The following is a 3,490-nucleotide window of genomic DNA, read 5'->3' as shown; positions in this document are numbered from 1 at the left end:
CTACACGACCGAAATGACCGCTTGATAAACACAGGCGAAAGCTGCTCAAAGCCCTATTCAAACAACTTGGCAATGCCTTCCGGATATAGTGGACGATCGCATAGCAGCATCCATCATGATGCAGGGGCTCACGGCAAGCCATTTCGCGACAGACTTTTATCCGGTTCAGCCTGGCGACATCGCTTTGGTGCACGCAGCTGCGGGTGGCGTGGGGCTTTTCCTGACGCAAATCATCAAGCGGCGCGGCGGTCATGTCATCGGGCGCGTCTCATCCCCGGAAAAAGCGGCGATTGTCAAAGCGGCCGGAGCAAATCATGTCATTATCGACAGGGACGGACAGTTCGCAAATGAAGTCTTGCATCTTACGGATGCGGTGGGTGTCAACGTCGTCTACGACGGATCGGGACCGAAGACTTTCCAAGACTCCCTCGCCTCACTCTGTCGTTCCGGTACTTTTTGCTGGTACGGACCGGTACTGGGCGGGCCCGGTCCGCTCGATCTTATGAGCCTGCCGAGAAGCATCGAGATCGGCTACGCCACCTTCTTCGATCACATCCCCACTACCGAACTCTTACGGTCCCGAAGCAAGCAACTTTTTGACTGGATTGAGGACGGTTCGCTGAAGGTCATGATCGGCAACACTTATGCACTTGCCGATGCCCGCCAGGCTCATGCGGATATGGAAAGCCGGGCTACAACCGGCAAACTCCTGCTCATACCCTGACGTTCGTTTGTCCTGCCATATGAATATCATCGGCGCCGGCTTCCGGCGCCGATGAGTCCTGTAATTGTCAGAGCTTACCCGGACCGGCTGTCAATGCGAGCAGACCGGTAAGAGGAGACGGCTCTTGAGACGTGAGATCGTAGGGGCACGCAGTGGCAAGCGTTGCGAAAGCCATTACGGCGATAATGAAAATCTTCATCTCAACCTCCGTTATTGCGAACCGGAACTCAGGTGAGATCCAGTTCGACTGCTATGTTTCCACGCGTTGCTTTCGAATAAGGGCAGGTCTGGTGAGCATCCTCAATGATCGCTCGAGCAATCTGCGGCTCAAGTCTATAGCGCGACAATCAGGATGAGACGCTTGCGACAATCTGGATGAGATTCTTAGGTCGCGGTCGGGATCAATTTATCATGCTGATTGCCGTTGACAAGTTCTTCTTCGTTTTCTGATTGCCGCTGCGCGACAGACAGCGTTGAGGTCCTGATTGTCGCAAACGAGGCCGGTCGGCCCCGCTGGCGTTTTTCTTCAAGCGCGGTTCTGCGGCGATAACTTTCGACATTCATCTCGAAGATCGTGGCATGGTGCACAAGCCGGTCGACTGCTGCGAGTGTCATGGCAGGATCTGGAAAGACCCGGTTCCACTCTCCGAACGGCAGATTGTGCGGCAAACCGGCCATAGCCGGAAGCTCGTTCGTGACGTTTTAAGGGGGCAGCGTCTCGACGTGTTCCGAACGCGGCCCAGTTCTCTGGATAGCTGGTTGCCTTGGCTCAACAGCCGCTGGGAAGAAGGGGCACGGAACGCTTCGGCACTCTGGCGTGAGATGAAGACGAAGGGCTTTGTGGGAAAGAGTGGTGTCATATCGCAATGGGCTCAACGCCGGCGTCTTGCGGAAAAGGCCAATCAGAGCGGGCTCGCCAGAACGCCGTCCGCACGGGTTATCGCACGGCTCATGACCACCGCGCGCGACGACCTTGCAAAATCCGAAGTGATCCTGGTGGCGGCGATCGAAGTGAACGTCTCGGACCTTGTGGTCGCCCGTACTGCCATTGGTGATTTCCAGTCCATGATCCGCTCGAAGACAGCGCGGAAGCTCGACGAGTGGTTGGAAGCCGCTAAGGACAGCTTGGTCGGATCGTTTGCCGGCGGCGTCGAAAAAGACCTCGACGCCGTCAGGAATGCAATCATATCACCGTGGTCAAATGGGCAAACGGAAGGACAGATCACACGCTTAAAGCTCATTAAGCGCCAGATGTACGGAAGAGCAAAACTCGATCTCCTGCAGGCGCGGTTGATCGGTGCGTCGTAGACCTGCACAGCAGCAAATGTGCGTCAGAGCCAGTTCTCAGCGCAAATCAACAGCATATCAGTCTGACCGGAGATTACATCTGGACCCCGACGGACAGCCCCGATCTCAGGCCGCTCCGGCGAGAAACATCCATCCTCGCTGCATGATCACGATATGTTCTCAAATGTAGGACAGATTCACCACTTTCGTGTCGTGACGACGAAACAGCCTATGCCGCATGATCGCCCCACAAATCCTCATGCTCCCCAATTCGGGTGACTAGGCCCTTGACCCGCCCATCTAATCATAAGACTTCCAGCCAACATGCTCACTCCAATCGCGAGGAGGAGGGGGCCGGCGAACTCGTTGGCGACAATGCCCGATGCCGAAGAAACCGACAGCAGCATCAGGCTGAATTCTCCTCCATGGGCCAGGATGATCCCAGTGCGCCAAGAGGTCTGAAGCGACTCGCCGAATAGTCGGGCGACGACCAAAACGATCAGCGTCTTGCCCGCGAATATAATCGCGAGCCAGATCAGCACGACAGGCCATTGAGATGGAAGGATCCAAAGTGGCAATTGAGTCCCGATACCGATAAAGAAAATCCCGACCAACAAGTCGCGAAAGGGCCGGATCTCGTTCTCGACAGCATGGCGCGCGTCGCCCTCGCCGATGATCATACCGGTCGCGAATGCGGCGAGCGCCGGAGAAAGGCCAGCAGATGTCGCGACGATCGTGGACCCAAGCGCAATGGTAAGTGCGAGGAGTTGGGCAAGCTCCGGATCGCCACGCAACGCGACCCAACGGGCAAGTACCTGCAACGGACCTCGGGCAATGAACAGAGCAGCAACCACTGCCGTTGCACTGGCGATGACCGTTATCACGCCATACCCTTCGGCGGCACCACTCATTGCATCGTGCAGAAGCAGGAACGCGACGGCTGCCAAGTCCTGAAACAGAAGCACTGCGATGGCCAAGCGCCCATGAGCCGATCCAAGAGCGTTCGCGCCTGCGAGCACCTTGAGGCACATGGCTGTGGATGACATCGCAACGGCCCCGCCGATGAGGATTGCGGAAACTGGTGCGAGATCGAAGACCAAACTCGCTACCAACGAAACCGTTATCGTCGTGACTGAAACCTGTACAGCCCCAAGACCGAAGACATGCTTCCTGAGTGTTACGAGCTTCTCGAAGGAGAATTCCAGACCAAGTGCGAACAGCAGGAGTACGACTCCGATTTCGCCAATACTGCTCAGGGCAGCGCTCTCCGCAATCAGGCCGAGGCCAGCGGGTCCAATGACTATACCGGCAAGAATGTAACCGACGATGCTAGGCACGCCAATCCGTGAACATATCGTCACGAGTACGAACGCGGCGCAAACCAACAAGGCCGCACTTTCGGCAAATCCAGTCACGCCATGCATGTTCTTCTCCTGATATCATGTCGCAGGAAATGCCAATACTTGTATACTCTAAACG

The 3,490-nt window shown here is 56.3% G+C and carries 3 protein-coding genes and 3 pseudogenes; 2 read left to right on the top strand and 4 right to left on the bottom strand.

Translation table 11 applies throughout. The features are described from left to right. Positions 1-76 precede the first annotated feature (76 nt). Positions 77-724, top strand: a pseudogene (locus FIB18_RS24465) (zinc-binding dehydrogenase); the annotation flags it as partial. Positions 725-791: 67 nt separating this feature from the next. Here the strand turns inward: FIB18_RS24465 and FIB18_RS25385 are convergent. The 3 genes and pseudogenes from FIB18_RS25385 to FIB18_RS24455 form a co-directional block, all read right to left on the bottom strand. Then, positions 792-923, bottom strand: a complete 132-nt coding sequence (locus FIB18_RS25385) for a hypothetical protein (RefSeq protein WP_255481881.1) — start codon at positions 921-923, stop codon at positions 792-794. 28 nt (positions 924-951) lie between these two features. Continuing rightward, positions 952-1,056: pseudogene (locus FIB18_RS25315) on the bottom strand (peroxiredoxin); the annotation flags it as partial. Between the two features lie 52 nt (positions 1,057-1,108). After that, positions 1,109-1,384 (bottom strand): annotated as a pseudogene (locus FIB18_RS24455) (ATP-binding protein); the annotation flags it as partial. A 99-nt stretch (positions 1,385-1,483) separates the two neighbouring features. Here FIB18_RS24455 and FIB18_RS24450 point away from each other — a divergent pair. Further along, complete coding sequence (locus tag FIB18_RS24450; protein ID WP_235889936.1) at positions 1,484-2,032, top strand: transposase; 549 nt, start codon at positions 1,484-1,486, stop codon at positions 2,030-2,032. A 236-nt stretch (positions 2,033-2,268) separates the two neighbouring features. Here the strand turns inward: FIB18_RS24450 and FIB18_RS24445 are convergent, their stop codons facing one another. Next, entirely contained in the window at positions 2,269-3,435 is a 1,167-nt protein-coding gene (locus FIB18_RS24445; RefSeq protein WP_140023469.1) for a cation:proton antiporter domain-containing protein, read from the bottom strand. Positions 3,436-3,490 lie beyond the last annotated feature (55 nt).

It is taken from the genome of Brucella pecoris, from assembly GCF_006376675.1.
GTDB classification, from domain to species: domain Bacteria; phylum Pseudomonadota; class Alphaproteobacteria; order Rhizobiales; family Rhizobiaceae; genus Brucella; species Brucella pecoris.
This window is presented reverse-complemented; position numbering and strand designations above follow the sequence as displayed.